General features: G+C 46.0%; 18 protein-coding genes and 1 tRNA gene. 16 read left to right on the top strand and 3 right to left on the bottom strand.

Translation table 11 applies throughout. The features are described 5' to 3' along the window. Positions 1-9: 9 nt before the first annotated feature. Genes KQI22_RS10680 through KQI22_RS10670 form a run of 3 tightly spaced genes read left to right on the top strand, consistent with a single transcriptional unit; the run spans position 10 to position 3,239 of the window. Positions 10-1,431: an SLC13 family permease gene (locus KQI22_RS10680; RefSeq protein WP_216552159.1), complete on the top strand. Its 1,422-nt coding sequence runs from the start codon at positions 10-12 to the stop codon at positions 1,429-1,431. Positions 1,432-1,482: 51 nt separating this feature from the next. Beyond that, positions 1,483-2,961, top strand: a complete 1,479-nt coding sequence (locus tag KQI22_RS10675) for a class I adenylate-forming enzyme family protein (protein ID WP_216552157.1) — start codon at positions 1,483-1,485, stop codon at positions 2,959-2,961. 50 nt (positions 2,962-3,011) lie between these two features. After that, on the top strand, positions 3,012-3,239 hold the full coding sequence (locus KQI22_RS10670) for an acyl carrier protein (protein ID WP_216552155.1): 228 nt from the start codon (positions 3,012-3,014) through the stop codon (positions 3,237-3,239). Between the two features lie 16 nt (positions 3,240-3,255). Here the strand turns inward: KQI22_RS10670 and KQI22_RS10665 are convergent, their stop codons facing one another. After that, positions 3,256-3,693 (bottom strand): MerR family transcriptional regulator, encoded by a 438-nt coding sequence (locus KQI22_RS10665; protein ID WP_216552153.1) that lies wholly within the window; start codon positions 3,691-3,693, stop codon positions 3,256-3,258. Between the two features lie 149 nt (positions 3,694-3,842). Between KQI22_RS10665 and KQI22_RS10660 the strand changes: the two genes are divergently transcribed. From KQI22_RS10660 to KQI22_RS10615, 10 genes are all read left to right on the top strand, one after another. Continuing rightward, positions 3,843-3,913, top strand: a tRNA-Gly gene (locus KQI22_RS10660). Between the two features lie 43 nt (positions 3,914-3,956). Beyond that, positions 3,957-5,645 (top strand): putative bifunctional diguanylate cyclase/phosphodiesterase, encoded by a 1,689-nt coding sequence (locus KQI22_RS10655; RefSeq protein ID WP_216552151.1) that lies wholly within the window; start codon positions 3,957-3,959, stop codon positions 5,643-5,645. 19 nt (positions 5,646-5,664) lie between these two features. Continuing rightward, positions 5,665-6,264 carry a bifunctional phosphoserine phosphatase/homoserine phosphotransferase ThrH gene (gene thrH, locus KQI22_RS10650; protein ID WP_216552229.1) on the top strand — a complete coding sequence of 200 codons (600 nt, stop codon included), beginning with the start codon at positions 5,665-5,667 and terminating at the stop codon, positions 6,262-6,264. 1 nt (position 6,265) lies between these two features. Next, positions 6,266-6,937, top strand: a complete 672-nt coding sequence (locus KQI22_RS10645) for a response regulator transcription factor (RefSeq protein WP_216552149.1) — start codon at positions 6,266-6,268, stop codon at positions 6,935-6,937. Next, on the top strand, positions 6,934-7,947 hold the full coding sequence (locus KQI22_RS10640; RefSeq protein WP_216552148.1) for a sensor histidine kinase: 1,014 nt from the start codon (positions 6,934-6,936) through the stop codon (positions 7,945-7,947). Before KQI22_RS10645 ends, KQI22_RS10640 begins: the two co-directional genes overlap by 4 nt. A gap of 119 nt (positions 7,948-8,066) precedes the next feature. Continuing rightward, positions 8,067-8,834 (top strand): ABC transporter ATP-binding protein, encoded by a 768-nt coding sequence (locus KQI22_RS10635; protein WP_216552145.1) that lies wholly within the window; start codon positions 8,067-8,069, stop codon positions 8,832-8,834. After that, positions 8,827-10,845, top strand: coding sequence for an ABC transporter permease (locus KQI22_RS10630; protein WP_216552143.1), 2,019 nt, complete (start codon positions 8,827-8,829; stop codon positions 10,843-10,845). Before KQI22_RS10635 ends, KQI22_RS10630 begins: the two co-directional genes overlap by 8 nt. An 8-nt stretch (positions 10,846-10,853) precedes the next feature. Then, entirely contained in the window at positions 10,854-11,762 is a 909-nt protein-coding gene (locus KQI22_RS10625) for an AEC family transporter (RefSeq protein ID WP_216552141.1), read from the top strand. Positions 11,763-11,826: 64 nt separating this feature from the next. Next, positions 11,827-12,801: a choloylglycine hydrolase gene (gene bsh, locus KQI22_RS10620; protein WP_216552228.1), complete on the top strand. Its 975-nt coding sequence runs from the start codon at positions 11,827-11,829 to the stop codon at positions 12,799-12,801. A 179-nt stretch (positions 12,802-12,980) separates the two neighbouring features. Continuing rightward, the gene (locus KQI22_RS10615; RefSeq protein WP_216552139.1) at positions 12,981-14,258 is read left to right on the top strand and encodes a hypothetical protein; all 1,278 of its coding nucleotides are present in this window, start codon (positions 12,981-12,983) and stop codon (positions 14,256-14,258) included. Positions 14,259-14,304: 46 nt separating this feature from the next. Here the strand turns inward: KQI22_RS10615 and KQI22_RS10610 are convergent, their stop codons facing one another. Both KQI22_RS10610 and KQI22_RS10605 read right to left on the bottom strand, forming a co-directional pair. After that, a complete protein-coding gene (locus KQI22_RS10610; RefSeq protein WP_216552137.1) occupies positions 14,305-14,493 on the bottom strand; it encodes a hypothetical protein in 189 nt (62 codons plus the stop codon). Then, positions 14,490-15,731, bottom strand: coding sequence for a hypothetical protein (locus KQI22_RS10605; protein ID WP_216552135.1), 1,242 nt, complete (start codon positions 15,729-15,731; stop codon positions 14,490-14,492). Before KQI22_RS10605 ends, KQI22_RS10610 begins: the two co-directional genes overlap by 4 nt. A 341-nt stretch (positions 15,732-16,072) precedes the next feature. On the opposite strand from KQI22_RS10605, the gene KQI22_RS10600 reads away from it, so the two are divergent. The 3 genes from KQI22_RS10600 to KQI22_RS10590 all read left to right on the top strand — a co-directional run bounded on the left by KQI22_RS10600 (position 16,073) and on the right by KQI22_RS10590 (position 18,950). Next, positions 16,073-17,755 carry a carbon starvation CstA family protein gene (locus KQI22_RS10600; protein WP_216552133.1) on the top strand — a complete coding sequence of 561 codons (1,683 nt, stop codon included), beginning with the start codon at positions 16,073-16,075 and terminating at the stop codon, positions 17,753-17,755. Positions 17,756-17,886: 131 nt separating this feature from the next. Continuing rightward, entirely contained in the window at positions 17,887-18,483 is a 597-nt protein-coding gene (locus KQI22_RS10595) for a 50S ribosomal protein L25 (protein ID WP_216552131.1), read from the top strand. Positions 18,484-18,626: 143 nt separating this feature from the next. Continuing rightward, the gene (locus KQI22_RS10590) at positions 18,627-18,950 is read left to right on the top strand and encodes a hypothetical protein (protein WP_216552129.1); all 324 of its coding nucleotides are present in this window, start codon (positions 18,627-18,629) and stop codon (positions 18,948-18,950) included. Positions 18,951-19,065 lie beyond the last annotated feature (115 nt).

Genomic DNA, 19,065 nt, shown 5'->3' with positions numbered 1-19,065 from the left:
GAGGATATATTGAAAGCAAAACGTGATTTATCGATTATAAACAGAATCATCGGTCCGGTTCTGTTCGGACTCTGCATCTGGCTATTGCCGGAAAGTATCTTTGATACTTTCCAGTCACGGGCGGCAATCGGAACAGTGCTCTGGATGGCATACTGGTGGATTACTGAGGCGCTGGATTATGCAGTGACGGCATTTCTGCCGATTGCAGTGAATGCATTGTTTAATCTGGTTGATATGAAGGATGTCATTGCAAATTATGCATCGGAGACGATCCTGCTGCTGCTTGGTGCTTCCATCCTGACTGTATCGTGGGAGATCGTGGGGCTGGATAAACGAGTGGCATGTGCCTTCTTAAGCATTGTAGGAACTTCGCTGACTACGCAGATCCTGTTCTGGTTTCTGCTTTCCACAGCACTTTCCACAATCCTGCCAAATGCGGTTGTGACAGCAACGATCACGCCGATCGCAGTTTCCATGCTGCGTTATCTGGGAATCAATAAGGTTTCGGAGAGTGAGCCTGCATCGATCATCCTGATGTCGATCGCCTGGGGTGCGGGCATCGGCGGACTGGCTTCTCCGTTGGGCGGCGCTATGAATCTGGTTGTAGTAAATTATATCCAGGAGCTGACCGGACAGGAATATATGTATATGGACTGGGTCATTAAGTTTGCACCGATCATGCTGGTACTGATCGTGTCAAACTGTCTGTATCTGATCTGGATCAAGCCAAAGCATGAAGGACTCGAAGGCAGTAAGGAATATTTTGTAAAGGTACGCAAAGAGATGGGAAAGATGAGCAAAGAAGAGATCGCCTGTCTGACAAACTTTGTGGTCGCAACGGTGCTTGCTTTTACAAGAAATTTGTATGCCTCTGTTTTGCCGGGACTGAAGCCGGCGTATGTTTTCATCATTGCTGCAGTGCTTTCGTTCCTGCTCAAGGACAGTAAGGGAGAACGGATTCTGCGATGGAAACCGGTTCAGGGGAAGGTATACTGGTCACTGATGTATATCTTTGCAGGAGGTCTGGCGGTTGGGACGCTGTTGACCAAGTCAGGCGCAGATGTCTGTATCGGCAATTATGTATCCCAAATGGGGCTGACAGGCGGATTTGTGACGGTGCTTGTGATCATTACCGTTACGATCCTGCTTTCGGATGTGACGTCCAATACAGCGACAGCGGCGGTGGCAATTCCCATTGTCATTTCTGTTATGAACGGAATCGGTATTGATCCGATCCCTTATGTATTTATCGCAACGATCGGCGTGAATCTGTCCTATATCCTGCCGACCTCTGTCCGAAGCGTTCCGGTCGGATATGGATTGAAGCCTTCCTATATGTTCAAAAAGGGACTGCTTCTGACTGTGATTGTGATCGCACTGATGAGCGTCAGCGCATGGCTTTTACTGCAGAATGGCTGGTTTGCAGTCTGATTCCGATAGAAAGCATGGAAAAATGATTTAGTCTGAAAGAGAAGGATAACAATGAGAAAAGACAGTATTTTACAATACATCAGCGAATATGCAAAAACGCAGCCGGATACGCTGGCTGTCTGTGAGCTGCGAAAGACAGTTACCTATGAACAATATTTTACAAACATCCGGAAAATGGCAGCAGTCCTGATGGCAGCAGGCATTCAGAAGGACGAACATGTTATTTTGAAATGTACCCAGAACATCAATTATCTGACGATTTTTTCTGCCTTGCAGTATATGGGAGCACTTCCCATTCCGGTAGAAAAAGCAACCATGCCCGAGCGTATGACGGAAATCGCGGCACAGGTAGAGGCGGAAACGCTGATCTCTGACGCAGAGGCGGAAGGCATGCGGTTTTTCTCTGCAAAAGAGCTGGAAAAGCAGATGGCAGATGCAGAACCTGCAGATTGCGAATTGCCAAAAGCCCGGAGCCGTTCGATGATCTTATTTACAACAGGTACAACCGGAAAATCAAAGGGCGTTGTGGTCAAACATATTAACGATGTGGCAGTTGCGGAAAATGTCATTGGCGGAACGCATATGCGGCCGCATAATGTGGAGATCATTCCGATGCCGCTCAATCATGCTTACGGGCTCAGAAGATACCAGTCCGATATGGTAAACGGCGGAACCGTCTGCCTGATGGACGGTATGGTATTTGTGGGAGTGCTCTGGAAACTGATGGAGAAGTATCACGCAACATCCATGGCACTTTCGCCGGCTTCGCTGGGCATGATCTTCAAGTTGTCCGGGGACAGGCTTGCAGAGTACGAAAGTCAGCTGGATTATATCCAGATCGGTTCTGCGCCGCTGGTAGAGGCAGATAAACAGCATCTGCTTTCCATGATGCCAAATACAAGATTATATAATTTTTATGGGGCTTCCGAGGCAGGCTGTTCCTGTATTCTGGATTTTAACAGTGCAGATGACAAACCGGGCTGTATCGGAAAGCCGACGGTCAACTCCGTGATCCGTTTCACAGATGAAAACGGAGATACAGTAAGACCGGAAGATGTGAGCGAAGCAAGGCCTGCCCTGTTATCCTGGGGCGGAGATATTGTCATGGAAGGCTATTACAATGATCCGGAAATGACAAGAGAAACGTTGGATAACGGATATGTCAGAACAAAAGATCTGGCTTATCTGGATGCGGAAGGCAGATGTATTCTGGTCGGACGGATGGATGATATTATCAATTACGGTGGAAGTAAGATATCTCCTGCGGAGGTAGAAGACTGCGCAAGAGGTTATGAAGGAATCGTTGATTGTGCTTACAGCTCCAAGCCGGATGCTATTACCGGCGAGGTTCCGGTGATGCTTGTTGTAAAGGCAGAAGCTTATGATAAGCAGGCATTTATGGCATATCTGACTGAAAAACTGGAATCCTATAAGCTGCCAAAACACATATATGAAGTAGCGGACTTGCCCAAAACCTTTAAAGGCACTATACTGAGAAAAGAAGTAAAGAAAATGCTGGAGCAGTTATAGCAGTTCCTGTCAACTATATTTTCGAACAAAAAGAAGGCGAGGAAAAAGAAATGAATGAATTTATTGAAATGCTCAAGAGAGTAAAACCAGGAATTGATTTTGAACATGAAACAGCCCTTGTAGACGATGGGCTGTTGGAGTCACTGGATATTATTTCAATTATCTCCGAGGTCTCTGAAGTATACGGAGTATGGATCCCAAGTGATGAGATCATTCCGGATAACTTCAATTCCGCAGAGGCAATGTACGAACTGGTACAGGATCTGAAAGAGGAGTAATCTTGTACCATGGATCTTAGCTGTGCGCCAGATCGTACAGCTTCTGGATATCGGCAGGTAAATGATCAGGCAGCATCTGATGGATCCTGTCCTCGTTGCCGTCTTTCATTGCCTGCTCGTAATACCAGCATTTAAACTGGATCATTGCCATATTTTTCTGAAGCTTGAGCATATCCTGCTCCAGCATTTTTCTGCGGTTTTCAAACAGCTCTTTCCGTTGGGCGTAGGTAGAAGGACCCTGGGCACACCAGGCCATGAACTGCTTGATCTCTTTGATCTCCATGCCTGATTTTTTCAGACATTCGATCATATGCAGGGATTCGATCTCCGTATCGGAAAACTTGCGGATTCCGGAGACTCTCGTTATATGTGGGAACAATCCCTCTTTATCATAGTACCGGAGTGTGGAGACCGGCAGCTGGAACATTTCAGATACTTGTCCGATTGTATACATAGAATAGACCCTCGATTCAGTCATACATTTTTATATCAACATAAAGCTAGCTTCAGCATAGCAGAAAACAACGAAAATTACAAGAAAACATACGAAAAGAAACATGAGACTTGCTATCTCTCCTATAGTGGTGTTAAAATAAGTTATATGCAGGATTAGTCTATCGGTAGGGCGCCAGCTTCCCAAGCTGGATAGGCGGGTTCGACTCCCGTATCCTGCTTTTTATAATAAGGGGACAATTCTGAAAAAGGGAGAGAAAGAAAATGTATAAGGGAAATCTGGAAGACAGGCTGGGGGCTTTTTCAGATGCATTATTTCAAAGCCCGGACAGCATAGAGAGTTGTGACAGAAACGCAGGACAGGCAATTGCGCTTCTGGCTGAGGAACTGGAGATCTGCAGGATGCAGATCAATCTAAACATACCTGAAACGAAACTGCGCCAAAATGCCATTGGAGAGCATACTGCGGTGATCTACGACAGCGGAGCGAAAGCAGGTACACCGGCTTATGAGACGACATATAAGCTGGCAGATGGCGGAAGTATACAGGTACATATCGATCCATATGACGGCAGATCTTTTTCACAGCAGAAAGAGAAGATGCTTCTTTTTTTATCAAGGGAGCTGTATTTTGTATATAACTGGCTGCTGATGCATGAGCTTTTTGATCAGATTGCCACCACAGATCTGGAGACGGGTGTCAGAAATCCGGCGGCGATGATGCAGTTTGCCGGCAGACTGCTTGCGGAAGGCAGCTTGCAGAATTACAATATTATTTTCTACAATGTGCATAATTTCAAATATGTCAATAAAATATTCAGCTATGCAGAGGGCGATGTGATCCTGCATAAATATGCCATGCTGGTACAGTCCTATCTGGGGGAGACAGAGATGCTGGCAAGGCTTGGCGGCGATAATTTTCTGGTGCTTGTAAAAGCCGAGCATACGGATGAGTTCCTTGCCCGGATACAGGATATCAGATTGTCGTACAAAAACGAGCAGAGAGAAAAATGCTTTATATTAGGTGCTACGGTCGGATACAGCGATCTGACAGGTATCACACATACACGGGATCTCATGGCACGTTCCAGTATTGCTTATCAGCAGGCACGGAAACGCGGTGCAGGCAGTGTGGTATGCTTTACGGAAGAAGTCAGACAGGCGCTTATGGCAGATCAGAGTGTTTTGTCGGACTTTTTACCGGCGATGGAAGCAGAAGAGTTTGTTGTGTATTACCAGCCCAAGGTAAATCTCAGGGATAAGAGTCTGTATGGTGCAGAAGCCCTTGTCAGATGGATGCGCGGCGGACGGCTGATACCGCCCGGTCAGTTTATTCCGGTTTTGGAGCGCGATGGCAGTATCTGTCAGCTGGATTATTATGTGCTCCGTAAGGTCTGTCAGTTTATCAGACAGCGGAAGGAGCAGGGAAAAGAAACCGTATGTATTTCTGTCAATTTTTCCCGCAAACACCTGGAAACAGAGGATATGGCAGAGCGGATCGCTGCTGTTTTGGAAGAGTATAAGATTGATCCGTCAGCGATCGAGATTGAGCTGACAGAGAGTGAGGATTATCAGAATTATGAGATCATGACACATGTTGTCAACGAGCTCCGTGCAAAGGGAATCAATACGTCCATGGATGATTTCGGAACGGGATTTTCTTCTCTGAGCATGATCAAAAATCTGGATCTGAGCGTGATCAAGATTGATAAATCACTGATCCCGTTAGACACTGACTGTGCAGACAGAGAAAAAGACAGGATCTTGTTTAATCATATCGTGTCACTGATCCGCCAGCTCGGCAAAAAGACGATCGCCGAGGGCGTGGAAACAGAAGAACAGCTCGCTTATTTGAAAGAAGCGGGGTGTGATATTGTGCAGGGTTATATCTTTGATAAGCCGCTGCCACAGGACGAATTTGAAAAACGCTGCGAAAGCGGTTATGAAGCATAGGGAGGACAAAAGAATGAGTATGAATATTGTATGTTTGGATCTGGAAGGCGTTTTAGTACCGGAGATCTGGATCGCATTTGCAAAAGAAAGCGGTATCCCGGAGCTGACCCGTACAACGAGAGACGAACCGGATTATGATAAACTGATGAACTGGAGACTGGGCATTTTAAAAGAGCATGGTCTTGGGTTAAAGGAGATTCAGGATACGATCGCAAAGATCGATCCGATCCCGGGCGCAAAAGAGTTTCTGGATGAGCTCAGAAGCCTCACACAGGTGATCATCATCAGTGATACCTTTACACAGTTTGCAGGCCCGCTGATGAAGAAGCTGGGATATCCGACCATTTTCTGCAACACACTGGAAGTAGCAGAGGACGGAGAGATCACAGGCTTCAAGATGCGTATTGAAAATTCCAAGCTGACAACAGTCAAGGCACTGCAGTCAATCGGTTATGAAACGATCGCCAGCGGTGACAGCCACAACGATCTTGGTATGATCCGTGCCAGCAAGGCAGGCTTCTTATTCAAGAGCACAGAACAGATCAAGAAAGACAACCCGGATCTGCCTGCTTTTGAAACCTATGATGAGTTGCTTGCAGCAATTAAGAAAGCTTTATAAGATGTATCGGATTTTTTTAGTGGAAGATGACGAAACGATCGCCCGTCTGATCAGAAAGCATTTGGAGAAGTGGGAATATGAGGTCAGCACCGTGCAGGATTTTGGCAATGTGCTGGGTGAATTTGCTGCCTGCGATCCACAGCTTGTACTTCTGGACATCAGACTGCCCTTTTATAATGGCTATCACTGGTGTACACAGATCAGGCAGGTGTCAAAGGTTCCGATCATCTTTCTGTCATCCGTATCCGACAATATGAATATCGTGATGGCAATGAATATGGGGGCAGATGATTTTATTCCGAAGCCGTTCGATCTGGAGGTACTGACCGCCAAAGTGCAGGCACTGCTGCGCAGAAGCTATGATTTTGCGGGAAGCAGCAGTATGCTGGAGCATAAAGGGATGCTGCTGAATCTGTCAGATGCGACGCTTCTGTATCAGGAGCAGAAGGTGGAATTGACAAAGAACGAGCTGAAGATTCTGCAGACTCTCATAGAAAACAAAACGCAGGTCGTGACGCGGGAAACGCTGATGACAAGGCTCTGGGAAAGCGATATGTATGTGGATGAGAATACGCTTTCCGTCAATGTGAACAGACTGCGTAAAAAGCTGACTTCCATAGGACTTGAGGATAGTATCCTGACAAAGAAAGGAATCGGGTATCAGATCGGATGAAGATATGGAAAGGATTTATCAGGCGAAATAAAGGCTGGCTGGGACTCTTTACAGGGATGACCGCCAGTCATCTTTTTTATCTGTATTTAATGCGGACGCCGGTGGCGGATATGGTGTACAGTACCTGCATAGATGTGGGTATCTTCCTTGTGGTTTCCATCGCCATGTGGATAACTTATCAAAAGAAAGTACAAAGGCTCAGGCAGTTCCTCACCTGCCCGCTGGAAAACAATATGCAGCTTCCCGAGGCGGAAGAGCCTTTGGAGGAGCTTTATACGGAGCTGTTTTCCCGCGCGAATGAAGAGCGTGCGGAAAATATGCGCAAAGCGGGGCGTGAAAAGCAGGAGCAGCAGGAATACTATGCCAGATGGGTGCATCAGATCAAAACACCGATCGCTGCCATGCAGCTTTTATTGCAGACGCAAAGAGAAGAAGAACCGGAAAGGCAACAGGAGCAGGAAGAAATAGAGGAACAGCTTTTCAGGATCGAGCAGTATGTCAGCATGGCACTGCAGTACCAGAGGAAGGACAGTCATGATTATGTCCTGCATTCCGTTGCGCTGGATGGGATCATCAGGGACGGTATCCATAAGTATGCGAAAACGATGATCCGCAAAAAGATCGGCATACGGTACGAAGGCTGTGATCTGGTCGTGACCAGTGATGAAAAATGGCTCTCCTTTGTGGTGGAGCAGCTTCTCTCCAATGCGGTCAAATATATGCAGGAGGGCGTCATCACGATACAGGCAGGGCAAAATGAAACAGAGGCATTCCTCTGCATAGAAGATCAGGGGATCGGGATCAGACAGGAAGACATTCCACGTGTTTTTGAACAGGGCTACACGGGATTTAACGGCCATACGGATAAGCATTCCACCGGGATCGGACTGTATTTGTGTAAGCAGGTGCTAACTAAGCTGGGACATACGATCAGGATCACATCCGAGCCGGGAAAAGGCACGCAGGTATGGATCGGCTTTTCCCTGCAAAAGATAGATATACGGGACTGACAGCTTCCGCCTTACAAAAATGTAAGAAATCAGGCTGAAATGTAAGCTGAATCGATGGCTGGCATTTCAGCCTTTTGTTATGCTGATGGAAAGTGAAAGACAGGAAAGGAAGGAATCATATGTCTATATTAGAAGTCAGTAACTTAAAGAAAATTTACACGACCAGATTTGGAGCCAATCAGGTACAGGCACTTTCCAATATCAGCTTTTCCGTAGAAGAAGGAGAGTATGTTGCGATCATGGGAGAATCCGGTTCCGGTAAGACAACGCTGCTCAATATTCTGGCAGCACTGGATCAGCCGACGGACGGCGAAGTGATCCTGAACGGGAAAAAGCTCCAGTCCGTCCGGGAAAAGGAGATCGCCGCATTCAGACGGAAGCATCTTGGGTTTGTATTTCAGGATTTTAACCTGCTTGATAATTTTAATCTCCGCGACAATATTTATCTGCCGCTTGTCCTTTCGGATACAAAGCATGCGGAAATGGAGGCGCGGCTGGAGCCTCTTGCAAAGAAGCTTGGTATCAGCCAGCTTCTGGATAAGTTTCCGTATGAAGTATCGGGCGGACAGAAGCAGCGTGTGGCAGTGGCAAGAGCCCTCATTACAAGACCGGAGCTGATCCTGGCGGATGAACCGACGGGCGCGCTGGATTCCAAAGCAACAGACAGTCTGTTAAATCTGTTCGGCCAGATCAATCAGGAAGGACAGACCATTTTAATGGTGACCCACAGTACGAAAGCAGCCAGTCATGCGGGACGTGTTCTGTTCATCAAGGACGGCGAGGTGTTCCATCAGCTTTACAGAGGCAATATGACCAATGAGCAGCTCTATGCGAGGATCGCAGATACGCTGACAGTATTACAGGCAGGTGGTGAGCAGCATGAATAAATTATATGGGAGACTGGCACGGACCAATCTGAAAAACAATAAGCCTCTGTATATTCCCTATATTCTGGCGGGCGTGATGACAGTTGCACTGTTTTATCTGATGGTGTTTCTGAATAACAATCCGGGGCTGGATCAGATGCGGGGGAGCTATTATATCGAGACGATCATGGGAATGGGCGTCTATATCATCGCCTTTTTTTCCCTTATTTTTCTGTTTTACACAAACAGCTTTATCATCAAGCGGCGCAAAAGAGAGATCGGCGTTTATAATATCCTGGGCATGGAAAAACGTCATATCGCAAAGGTACTTTTTATCGAAACGGTCTATGTGGCGGTGCTTGCCATTGCAGGTGGTCTGCTCGTGGGGATCGGTTCTTCCAAGCTGATCCTGATGATACTGTACCGGCTTTTGGATGTGGAAGGCAATGTGGTATTTGTGGTGACAAAAGCAGGGATCACCTATGCGGTTCCGTACTTTTGCATCCTGTATCTGCTGACATTCTGCTACAACCTTTTGCAGATCCGGCTTTCCAATCCGATCGCACTTCTGCATGGCAGCAATGTCGGGGAAAAGGAGCCAAAGACCAAGATCGTGATGACGGTGCTTGGTCTGATCTGTATCGGATATGCCTACTATATTTCTTTTACGACAGAAAATCCGCTGAAAGTGCTGTCGCTGTTTTTAGTAGCGGTCATTCTGGTCATTGTCGGAACGTATTTTCTGTTTACGGCGGGCAGCATCGCACTGCTGAAGCTGCTACGCAGGGATAAACATTTTTACTATAACAAAAAGCACTTCAGTGCGGTTTCCGGTCTGTTATACCGTATGAAGCAAAATGCGGCGGGACTTGCCAGTATCTGCGTGCTTGCTACGATGGTGCTTGTTATGGTATCGGTCACAGTCAGTCTGTATGCAGGTGTTGATGATGAGCTGCAGACCCGTTATCCACAGGACCTTTGTATTTATTTAAACTATGATACACCGGGCATGAGCAAAGATAGTATCGCACAGGAGATCAGACAGGAGGTGGAAAAACAGGGCAGGACGATCACAAAAAGCAGTATTTATGAGAAAGTTACGGCATTTACAACAGATGATGGGACGGCATTTTCAGCAGTAACGCAGAAGGAGTACAATGGAAGCCAGACGGTCTTATACCTTGTGACAAGGGAAGATCTGCTGCAGATGGATGACAGCCTGCAGGCAGAAGCCGTGCAGCCGGTAAAACCGGGCAGCGTGCGGATCTACGGAGGCCCGACGGCTTATAAGGCGGATACAATCAGCCTCTGGGGAAATGCTTTCTCGGTGGAATCTTCAGAAGTTTATCAGAATGATGATGATCTGCATAAAACCAGTATGCTGAAAGGCTGCTATTATGTGATGTTTGACAGTGAGGAAACGATCAAAAGCGTTTATGGCGCATGCGGAGAGGGACCGATCGATGTGGAAGGTGTGATCGGTTTTGATTATGATGGCAGCAAAGAAGAAAAAATTGCCTGCTATCAGGCAGTCGATTCCCTGCTTGACCGGATCAGGGCATCCTTTGGCGAAGAACACAGGATCGATCTGTATGCGGAAAGCAGGGCATGGAATGAAACAGAGGTCTATGCGCTGTATGGCGGACTGTTCTTCCTGGGTGCTTTTCTGGGGATCATGTTCCTGATCGTGACGGTAATGATCATTTTCTACAAACAGATTTCAGAAGGCTATGAGGATAAGGAAAGATATGTTATTATGGAAAAAGTGGGAATGAGCAGTGAAGAGGTAAAAGCGTCGATAACGTCCCAGATCAGGATCGTATTTTTCCTGCCGCTTATTGTAGCAGCGATCCATGAGCTGGCAGCATTTCCGATCATCAGAAGACTTCTGGCGATGCTGAATCTGACCAATGTCAGGTTGTATGCGATCTGTATGGTAGTTACCTTCCTTCTCTTTTCCGCAATATATTATATTGTTTTCCGCATGACATCCCAGGCGTATTACAGGATCATAGACGGAAGAGCAAGATAGAGGGTAACATGATTTTACTGAAACAGTTATTGATCTTTCTGTTTATGATGGTGCTTGGATATGGCATGGCAAAAAAGGGTATCATGGAAGAAAAGGCATGCAGCGCGATCAACTGGCTGCTTGTCAATATTGCGAATCCTGCCCTTGTCATATCCAGCAGCATTGGAAATGCAATAGAGAAAAAGGAGTTATTGTTTACTCTGCTTCTGGCAGCAGGACTGTATCTGGTCGTGCTGCTTTTGGCATGGCTGGTGATCCCGCTCTTTCATGCCTCGAAAAAGGAAGCGGGCGTTTACAAATGTCTGATCGTATTTGGTAATATCGGATTTATGGGGTTCCCGATGATCTCCGCCGTTTATGGCGCGCAGGCGCTGATCTACGGCGCAGGCTTTCTGATTCTGTATAATATACTGATCTACAGCTATGGGGAGATCGTTATGGCAGGCAAACGTGTCAATGTGATCACTGCCTTGAAAAAATGCTGTAATATCGGAACGCTTTCCGCACTGATCGCGTTTGTGCTGGCTTACTTTCAGTGGCAGCTTCCGGATGCGGTCAATCAGGGGATCACAATGCTGGGCGACCTGACAGGCCCTTTGTGTATGATGGTGATCGGAGCTTCCTTTATAGACGTCACACCAAAAGAACTGTTTCTGGACTGGAAATTATTTGTGGTATCTGCCATCAGACTGCTGGTCATTCCGCTTGCCGCAATGCCTGTGATCCGGCTTGTCACAAGTAATGTGACCATGCAGGCGGTCTGCTTTGTGATGCTGGCAACGCCGTCCGGGACAATGGTTTCCATGATGGCACAGGAATGCGGCGGAGAATATATGACGGCGTCGAAAGGCGTTACCCTGACAATGGTACTGTCGATCCTGACGATGCCACTGTTATTTGCTTTACTGAAAATGTGATTTTGTGACTATGGATTTACATGGTGATGAATGGATCAAAAATAATAGAAAGAAGGATGCAGATATGTGCACAGCAGCAACTTATCAAACAAAAGATTTTTATTTCGGACGTACACTGGATTATGAATTTTCCTATGGAGATGAGATCGTACTAATGCCGCGGAAGTTTCCCATCTCTTTCCGGTATATGGGAAACAGAGAGACGCATTATGCGATTCTGGGCATGGCACATGTGGCAGGCGGCTATCCGCTTTACTACGATGCCATCAACGAAAAAGGCGTTGGCATGGCGGGTCTGAACTTTGTCGGCAATGCGGTTTATCAGGAAGTGGAAGAGGGCAGAGAAAATGTGGCACAGTATGAATTCCTGCCATGGGTCCTGTCACAGTGTGACAGTGTGGAGGCGGTGCGCAGCCTGCTTTCTAAAATGAATCTGGTCGGAACGCCGTTTTCGGAGCAGCTTCCAAGCGCGCAGCTCCACTGGCTGATCGCAGATGCGAAGGAAGCGATCACGGTAGAATGTACGGCGGACGGACTGCATATCTATGACAATCCTGCAGGTGTACTGACCAATAATCCGCCTTTCCCGCAGCAGATGTTTCTGCTGAACCAGTATATGGGACTTTCTTCGCGTCAGCCGGAAAATACATTTTCAGGTGAGCTTGCGCTTACGCCGTACAGCCGTGGCATGGGCGCGATCGGACTTCCGGGCGATCTGTCCTCTACTTCCCGTTTTGCAAAGGTGGCATTTACAAAGCTGCATGCGATTTCAGGCGATAGCGAAGAGGAAAGCGTCAGCCAGTTTTTCCATATTTTAGGAAGCGTGGATCAGCAGAGAGGCTGCTGCGAAGTCGCAGAGGGAAAATACGAGATCACGATCTATACAAGCTGCTGTAATGCAACAAAAGGAATCTACTATTATACCACCTACGATAACCATCAGATTTCCGCGGTAGATCTGCATAAGGAAGATCTGGATACAGACAGCCTGTATCGTTACCCGGTGCTTACCAAAGGACAAATCTGCTGGCAGAACTAATGACTATTCAGCGCCATGCAAATCTGTGATAAGCTGCCCATTTATGGGCAGGCTTTTACGGATTTATATGGCGGGGTAACCACATGAGCAAAAGGAAAGCATCGTAAGATGCGATTTTGTGAATGTGGTGCTGAATAGTCATAATAATAGTAATAAAATATCAAAAAAGGAGGAGCATGATGGGGAAAAAACAAAATATCAGCACAGAACAGGATTTTGACGTATTCAAGATCCTGTATACATCAAATTGCAAGGAAGCGGGCATTCCGCTCCAAAACAAGGCGGCAGCATTGCATGCATTTGTACAGAAACTGTCCAAAGACCCGGATGATGAAGCAATAAAAGACCTGTTTTTTAAGACACTGGCGGATCTGGAGCTGCTTTGCACGGACTTCTATGATTGCAGCAATTATGAAGTGGCAGAGGAATATGCAGAGCTTCTGGACCGTTATGGAGCGCTGGGAGCATTTTACAGACAGCAGGAGCAGTTTGAAGATGCGTTCTCGGATTACAAAGACCGGGCAGGCATTATGTTCATAATGGACGGTGAAGATGCAGCAGACAGAGCCTGCGACGGAACCTGCAAAGCGGAAAATGCCGGGCAGAGTACAGAGGTGGAACAGCTTTCCGCACTCTTCCGTAATATACTTGGCATGGAGGACTGCAACAGCAGCCTTTTGGAAGTGCACCTGCGCAGCTTTCTTGCACAGCTCGATGCAGATGAAATGCTGTCTGTCCTGAAACCGTTTCTGGTATGGCAGCTGATGATCCGCAGACAGGAAGAACTTGTGGAAAAACAGGAGCTGTCTGTGACACTCGGAGAGCTTCTGGCATATGAGACTTATCCGGTCGCAGAGGAGCAGAAAAAGGTGCGTAAGCGGCTGAAAACATATACGAAATTATTCCGGAAGATCTGCAAATGCTATAAGACAGATGAAAAAGCTGACAGAGCATTTTGCAGATATGCACTGGTACGGACGACCAATCTGGCTGTATTTGCAGCAGAGGAGCAGTTTGATAAGTTCGATAAGATCTGCCCGCCGTTTTTAAGTCTGATACAGGATATGGATCTGTCCTGTCTGGATTCGGAAGCGCCGGAGGACTGGCAGGCGGAAGAATTGTTTGGCGTTAAAGAAGAGGATGCAGACCGCTACGCAGAATATGAACCGGAAGAAAATAGGGAAAATACTTATGAAATGTGGGCGGTAGAGGAAAAAACAGAAGCATATCTGTCAGAGCATCCTGCGCTTCTTGATACATTCAGAGAGGCATTTTATCTGGACAAGGATACGTGCAGAAATGTGGCAGAGCAGATCTTTGCGGCGATATGCCCTGCGCCGGATAGCGTACATACCTGGCTGACAGACTGTGTCAAGGCACAGATCTTTGATACGATGACAGAAGAACTGGATCGGATAACAGAAAAAGAAGTCTTGGAACTTTGCTTAAAGTTGTAAGTATGGCATTTCGCAGAGAAACAGATTTTGGCAAAAGAGGACAGGATTAAATCCTGTCCTCATAATCTTTCTTGCGGATACGGTTCTTTCCGTTCGTAACCGTAAATTGATTGGAAAAATAAACATCGTTTCCATCGGAGGAACCGATCTCATTGGAATCCTTCCAAAAATCCGTTACAATGGCAAAGGCGACACTTGCGCCAAAGCATACAGCCAGTAATACACAAAGTATCATTTCTTTCGTCCCTCCCTCTTTCTGACAAGTGTTTTGATCGTTTCCGCGCGGGTCAGTTCCTGGCTCTTTCTCACACTTCTGTAATTTTTAAGCCCCACAGTAAATGGGGTAATGATCAACGCAAGAGGAACCCACATGGTAGATAAAATACTCTCACTGCTATGAAACAGGACAGGATCAAAGAAGAACTGCAGAATATAGTAAGTCGGTACGGAAACAAACAACGTGATCAGGGAAAACCACAAAGCGATCTTGTTTTTATCGGACGGTACGCCGCCGACAACTTTTCCTGTCTGTCCGTTTACAAGGATTGTGTAGGATTCTCCTTCATAGGTAAAGACCATAAACCAGACCGGCAGAAGCGCATAGGCTTCTTTTTCAAACGAGCAGGTGGGATTGCTTTTCAGTGTCAGGCATTCCTTTGCCATGATATCATCATACAGAAGCTTATTGAAACGGTCTCTGGCACGTCTTCGTGCTATATTATGCAACGTGTAATCACTGTCATCCTGCAGATCTGCGTAGAAACCGGAAAGATAGCCTGCCTGAAAATCGATCAGATCGGCAGTGTAAAATGGTTCCAGCTTTTCGGTGATCTCATTTGGTATTTTTTTGGAAGCGTCTACCGGTATCCCCTGAAAAGAAGCAACAGCTTCCCGGTAGAAATCATAGGTAACGGAAGATTTCTCGCCTTTACTGTTTTTTTCTTCAAATGTTCCGCGGATGATCTGCCTGTCCTTATAGAGCATGTCATACAGATAATAGGGAACATAAATGCCACGCAAAAGGTCTGCCTTAAAATATTTTAGTTCCTTTGGGATAAAATGTCCCTTGAAAAATTTTTCACGGATACTGGCGACCGCATATTCCTTTGTGATCTTAAAAGGAATGATATAATCAGGCTTCCGTGTTTTGGCCATCCGTTCAAAAACGATTGTTGGCTGGCCACAGTACGGACAGTAGCTGGCAACCTCGGTCTGATTCAGGTAAAGTTCGCCGCCGCAGCTACTGCAGTGATAGAGCGACATATCCATAGTTTCATTTTCCGGCGTAAAGACAGCCTGCCCGATTGCTTCGTCAGGATTCTTCCCGGCGGACATTGCCTGCATTTTCGCATATTCTTTTTCTTCTTCCGTATCTTCCACATCAAACATACTGGAGCAGTATTCACAGACCATACGTCTGATATCTGCATCGTATTTTAATGCACCCCCACAAAATTTACACTTTGTTATCATAAGAATTCCTCGCTTTTGTTATTGCATCCGCCATCCGGCGGAATAACCTCACAGCATATGTATAAATTCAGTATAGCAAATATACCAAACTGCCGCAATTTATATTTATCAAGCCGGTTAAGAACCGGTAAAGAAACAGAAATACCATATGCATGGAACCGGATAAAAGGAACGTGAAAACCGCCGTGCCTGTGCACTTTCACGGTTTTTTATAACCTGTAGTTATGGGAAAAATAGAAAAACGCTATATGCCATAACATTGACAATAAAAAAACAGAGTGCTAGGCTAGCGCTGTAAAAAACAGATACAGAAAGAAGGGAATCGCCAGAGGGCGAAAAGTATGAATGGATTAGTAATTGTTTTGATTGGTATTGTGGCACTTGCAGCCGGCTATCTGCTGTATGGACGCTGGCTTGCAAAGAAGTGGGGCATTGACCCGGATGCGAAAACACCGGCTTATACGCATGAGGATGGACAGGATTATGTACCGTCTTCCAAATTTACGGTATTTTCTCATCAGTTTTCTTCCATCGCAGGTGCAGGACCTGTAACTGGTCCGATCCTGGCATCTGTATTCGGATGGGTTCCGGTGCTTCTGTGGCTTGTGATCGGCGGACTGTTCTTCGGTGCTGTACAGGATTTCGGTGCGTTATACGCTTCTGTCAAGAACGAAGGTAAGTCAATGGGTATGATCATTGAGAAGTACATCGGAAAAACAGGCAGAAAGCTGTTTATGTTGTTCTGCTGGTTATTTACCCTGCTTGTTATTGCAGCCTTTACCGATATGGTAGCAGGCACCTTTGTAGCAAAGGGTGTTGCTGATATGGCAGCAGATACTGCTTATGCAAATGCGGCAGCAGCTTCTATTTCCATGTTGTTCATTGTAGTGGCTGTGATCTTCGGTCTGATCCAGAAAAAGGTCGGAACGATGAAAGAATGGGTACGTGCAGTTGTTGCGATTGCACTTTTAGTTGTGATGTTTGCGGTTGGTATGCATCTTCCGATCTATGCTACAAAATCTGCATGGATCTACATCGTCATGGCTTACCTGTTTTTGGCATCCGTTATGCCGATGTGGCTTCTGATGCAGCCAAGAGATTATATGACAACATTTATGCTGCTTGGCATGATCATTGGTGCGGTCTTAGGTGTTCTTGTCGCACATCCGAGCATGCAGCTCAATGCATTTAATGGATTTAATGTCGGTGGAAACTATCTGTTCCCGACCTTGTTTGTCACGATCGCTTGTGGTGCCGTTTCCGGATTCCACTCTCTGGTATCCTCCGGTACTTCTTCCAAGACGATCAGCAATGAAAAGGATATGCCAATGGTAGGATATGGTGCCATGGTAGTAGAATCTCTGCTTGGTATCATTTCACTGGTCGTTGTCGGTGCAGTTGCTGTCAACGGAACTAAGCCGGATGGTACACCATTTGCGATTTTCTCAAGCGGTGTTGCGGGATTTCTGGAAAAGATGGGACTTCCGGTACAGCTGGCAACTGTTTTCATGACAATGTGTGTTTCCGCACTTGCCCTGACATCCCTTGACTCCGTAGCAAGAATCGGACGTATGTCTTTCCAGGAACTGTTTTACGGTGATACAACAGATCCTGCCAAAATGCCGGGCTGGCAGAAACTTCTGACCAACAAATATTTTGCAACAGTCATTACCTTATTCTTTGGTTACCTGCTGACACTTGGCGGTTATAACAATGTATGGCCTCTGTTTGGTTCTGCGAACCAGCTTTTGGCTGCACTTGTTCTGATCGCACTTGCCGTATTCTTAAAGACAACGGGCAGAACAGGCTGGACATTATATATCCCGATGTTTACAATGCTGGCAGTTACCTTTACCGCACTTGTCCAGAAGACGATTGCGCTGATTAAAAACATGGCAGCAGGACAGGCAACCTTCCTGGTAGACGGCCTGCAGTTCATCGTTGCGATTCTTTTGATGGTACTTGGTGTCATGGTTGCACTGAGCTGTCTGAAGAAATTATTTACAGCGAAAAAAGAAGCGTAAATTTCCTCTTGCATTTTTAGAGGAATGGGACTATAACAGTGGTGGAACAAGAGAAACGAAACGCCATTTCGTATATGACATTCCGCAAACATCCCTATGTTCTCAATTTGTATGGATGGAGGAAAAGACAAATGAATACTTTTAAAGTGCAAAAAAGAGACATGGAAACAAAGGCAAAGAAGCTGAGAAGAGAAGGTTATGTAACAGGTAATCTTTTCGGAAAAGAGATCGAGGGTTCTGTTCTTTTGAAGATTGAAAGAAAGGAAGCCGAAAGAATGCAGCGTGAGTGCATGAAGGGCAGTCAGGTTATGCTGGATCTGGATGGTCAGAGCTATGATGTGCTGATCAAGGAAATGGATTATGACCCTGCAAAGAATATGCTGTTGGAAATCGATTTTCAGGCACTTGTCAGTGATGAAAAGGTACATTCCGTAGCAGAGATCATTCTGCACAACAAAGAAAAAGTCATTGGCGGTATAGTAGAAGAGCTTTTAACAGAAGTTGCTTATAAAGCACTTCCGAAGGATCTGGTTGAAAAGGTTGAGATCGACTGCAGCGAGCTTCATGTAGGAGATACCTTAAAAGTTTCTGATCTTGCGATCGCAAAGAACCAGAATATTGATATTACCACACATCTGGATACCCCTGTTTTGAACGTTATCGTAGCACGTTCTGCAGAAGGCGACGAAGAAGCGGCAGAGGAAGATGCTGCAGAAGAAGCAAAATAAAGCGTTTCTTCTTATTATAGAAGAAAGAAGTATGAGAGTGAGGATGTCCGATACGGATATCCTCACTTTTGTATAATTTTATTGCCAGAAGCAGCAGATTCTCTTATAATAAGGAAGACAATGATACAGAAGGTAGCAGGGTAATGAATAAAGTATATGACATCACCAAAAAAAGATTATTACATAACAATGTCAGAACGATCCTGATCGTGTTTCTGGTTCTTCTGATGGCGTTGCTTGGTCTGTATGGCACATACAGCCTGCTGCTCTCCAATGCACGTAAGATGGGGCATGAGCTGGTAAAGAGTTATACAGCGGATGAGGAACGTAATATTGCCGTATATCGGGCTTTCATAGAAATGAGCGAGTATTATCTCGAAGAGTTACAACAGGAAAATGATAAGCAGGCTTCTTTGCAGGAAAAGATGGAGGCTTTTTTAACGACCACAGCAGGCAGGGTAGAGTAAAATATACCCAATAAAGTGGACGCAATAAGAAGAAGGGTTCCTTAAAAATGGACATAAGAAAAAGGGATAAAAACCTGGATTATGGACAGTAAAAGAAGGGGATTTCTTCTGGTAG

Origin of the sequence: Kineothrix sp. MSJ-39 (genome assembly GCF_018917935.1) — a bacterium.
Taxonomy (GTDB): Bacteria; Bacillota; Clostridia; order Lachnospirales; family Lachnospiraceae; genus CAG-194.
Note: the sequence above shows the minus strand (reverse complement) of the source record. Positions and strands in the feature narration are given on the sequence as shown.

Coding starts and splice junctions, on each gene's coding strand:
- bsh (WP_216552228.1), top strand. CDS start 11,827: ATGTGCACAGCAGCAACTTATCAAACAAAAGATTTTTATTTCGGACGT.
- KQI22_RS10595 (WP_216552131.1), top strand. CDS start 17,887: ATGAATACTTTTAAAGTGCAAAAAAGAGACATGGAAACAAAGGCAAAG.
- KQI22_RS10610 (WP_216552137.1), bottom strand. CDS start 14,493: ATGATACTTTGTGTATTACTGGCTGTATGCTTTGGCGCAAGTGTCGCC.
- KQI22_RS10645 (WP_216552149.1), top strand. CDS start 6,266: ATGTATCGGATTTTTTTAGTGGAAGATGACGAAACGATCGCCCGTCTG.
- KQI22_RS10625 (WP_216552141.1), top strand. CDS start 10,854: ATGATTTTACTGAAACAGTTATTGATCTTTCTGTTTATGATGGTGCTT.
- KQI22_RS10670 (WP_216552155.1), top strand. CDS start 3,012: ATGAATGAATTTATTGAAATGCTCAAGAGAGTAAAACCAGGAATTGAT.
- KQI22_RS10590 (WP_216552129.1), top strand. CDS start 18,627: ATGAATAAAGTATATGACATCACCAAAAAAAGATTATTACATAACAAT.
- KQI22_RS10600 (WP_216552133.1), top strand. CDS start 16,073: ATGAATGGATTAGTAATTGTTTTGATTGGTATTGTGGCACTTGCAGCC.
- KQI22_RS10665 (WP_216552153.1), bottom strand. CDS start 3,693: ATGTATACAATCGGACAAGTATCTGAAATGTTCCAGCTGCCGGTCTCC.
- KQI22_RS10635 (WP_216552145.1), top strand. CDS start 8,067: ATGTCTATATTAGAAGTCAGTAACTTAAAGAAAATTTACACGACCAGA.
- KQI22_RS10655 (WP_216552151.1), top strand. CDS start 3,957: ATGTATAAGGGAAATCTGGAAGACAGGCTGGGGGCTTTTTCAGATGCA.
- KQI22_RS10675 (WP_216552157.1), top strand. CDS start 1,483: ATGAGAAAAGACAGTATTTTACAATACATCAGCGAATATGCAAAAACG.
- KQI22_RS10605 (WP_216552135.1), bottom strand. CDS start 15,731: ATGATAACAAAGTGTAAATTTTGTGGGGGTGCATTAAAATACGATGCA.
- KQI22_RS10615 (WP_216552139.1), top strand. CDS start 12,981: ATGGGGAAAAAACAAAATATCAGCACAGAACAGGATTTTGACGTATTC.
- thrH (WP_216552229.1), top strand. CDS start 5,665: ATGAATATTGTATGTTTGGATCTGGAAGGCGTTTTAGTACCGGAGATC.
- KQI22_RS10640 (WP_216552148.1), top strand. CDS start 6,934: ATGAAGATATGGAAAGGATTTATCAGGCGAAATAAAGGCTGGCTGGGA.
- KQI22_RS10630 (WP_216552143.1), top strand. CDS start 8,827: ATGAATAAATTATATGGGAGACTGGCACGGACCAATCTGAAAAACAAT.